This is a genomic window from Ruegeria sp. CDSB136 (assembly GCF_059610965.1).
In genome coordinates this window covers 1-1,176 of sequence record NZ_JBXWOP010000064.1, presented here as the reverse complement: position 1 = coordinate 1,176, position 1,176 = coordinate 1, and the positions used below count along the sequence as shown (strand labels likewise).

Annotated in this window: 2 protein-coding genes; one reads left to right on the top strand and one right to left on the bottom strand. The window is 55.0% G+C overall.

Features of this window, described 5'->3' with window-relative positions; translation table 11 throughout:
* Positions 1 to 813 (bottom strand): alpha/beta hydrolase (locus AC2FIR_RS24105; RefSeq protein ID WP_496763510.1); only part of this gene is annotated, 813 nt, incomplete at its 3' end.
* Between the two features lie 138 nt (positions 814 to 951).
* On the opposite strand from AC2FIR_RS24105, the gene AC2FIR_RS24100 reads away from it, so the two are divergent.
* Complete coding sequence (locus tag AC2FIR_RS24100) at positions 952 to 1,152, top strand: hypothetical protein (RefSeq protein ID WP_170682861.1); 201 nt, start codon at positions 952 to 954, stop codon at positions 1,150 to 1,152.
* Positions 1,153 to 1,176: the final 24 nt, after the last annotated feature.

The following is a 1,176-nucleotide window of genomic DNA, read 5'->3' as shown; positions in this document are numbered from 1 at the left end:
ATGCTGGTCCCAACCTGCCTCCATCATAGCCTTCAAGACCTCGGGCTGGCCTTGCGCCTCACGAATCCCGCGGCCCTCTGCATACCCGCCAACCATGACAAGGTGTGTGAGCCTCTCAGGATGCGTTGCAGCGAATAGGACGGCTGGCAAACACGCACCAGATTCGCTCATGAGAGCAAATCGGTCTAACCCGGCGGCATCGGCAACGGCGACCATATCCTCGACATTCTCTTCGATGCTAAGCGCTTCATCCAACGCCTCCGACAGACCCGTTCCGGCCCAGTCCATTTGAATGAGCGTACGACCCTCTCGATAGGCATCATAGCCATCTCGCAAGATCGGTATGTGCCACGCCTTCTCCTTGCTAAGCGGCGGACCATCAAGTTGAAACAGCGGTGGCCCGGAACCGGAAACAAGATAGGCCAAAGAGTGCCCGCGCTTTGAGATCGTGTATCGCACCTTGGGAGCCATTGGTTTTTCCAAATTTGGGCGGTCGGTGGCGTCGCCGCCTGTAACAACAGCAACCATTTCCAGACCTCGCCCGTGATGTGTCCGAATTACCTTCTGCTGCTTTCCGTTGTCTCCAATCGCACGGCGTGCTGCAGCGATCCGGGCGCTGACGGCACTTTCGGAAACGACGCGTCCGCCCCAGACGGCGTCAATGATCTCATCTTTGGTCACTAATCTTGAAGGGTTCTCCGCCAGAAGCCGCAGCAAATCGAAAACTTGCGGTTCGATGGCAACTTCCAGACCGGCGCATTTCAGTCGGCGGCTGGCAGTGTCGAGTTCGCAATCTCCAAAACGGTAAAACAATGAGACAAACCTTTGATCCAAGATGATCTTTGAAATTCTAGACAAATCCAAATGAATTCACAGGGATTTCTAAGGGCTGTCTTCAAGCGAAGATCTTTTACCCCTGTCACAGTGGCAACAGGAACAAGGAGAAAGACGATGAATGCCCCTTTTGATACCGCCCTGCTCAAGCATTTGCCCGATCACCTATCCCCGCTGACCGAAGCTGATCGCGCTGCCGAAAAACTATCGCGTCCCTATCGCCCACCGTTCCATGAGTTCGCGGCGCAGGTTTTCTCCGCGGTGCCACGGCATCGAAAATCTGAGTTGCCACGAACTGCGGCAACTACGCGGCTGTGAAAATCGAAAGACCAATTTGGGCTC

Excerpts from the sequence above, each read along its gene's own strand:
- AC2FIR_RS24100 (WP_170682861.1), top strand. The coding sequence starts at position 952 with ATGAATGCCCCTTTTGATACCGCCCTGCTCAAGCATTTGCCCGATCAC.